Source organism: Corynebacterium sp. UMB0012, from assembly GCF_030216265.1.
GTDB lineage: Bacteria > Actinomycetota > Actinomycetes > Mycobacteriales > Mycobacteriaceae > Corynebacterium.
This window is the reverse complement of sequence record NZ_JASOKQ010000097.1, coordinates 1-285: the sequence shown is the minus strand read 5'-3', so window position 1 is coordinate 285 and position 285 is coordinate 1. Positions and strand designations below refer to the sequence as shown.

The window sequence follows — 285 nt, the reverse complement described above, 5'->3', positions numbered from 1 at the left end:
CCATTGTCAATGGTGAACTATTAAGCTACTTACAGCAGCAGCTTTTACAAAAAACGCAAGGTGATTTTTTTGTTTATCACCTAATATTGCAAGCAGAGGAACCAACGAAAGAACCGATCTATTTAGCCGCTAGTCCCAACTTATTAACGGCATTAGAAAAAACATACTTAGATCCAGTTATTTTTGAAGATACCACCAAGGAATTGTTACGTTATCCAGAATTTGCTGGAATTTATTCAATGGATGAGCAGTGGCGATTAGAGAGCTTGCGCCTAGCACATGAGC

General features: G+C 38.6%; 1 protein-coding gene. It reads left to right on the top strand.

The annotated features are described in order from the left end of the window. On the top strand, positions 1 to 285 hold a 285-nt coding region (locus QP324_RS12020; protein WP_284816212.1), incomplete at both ends, for a hypothetical protein.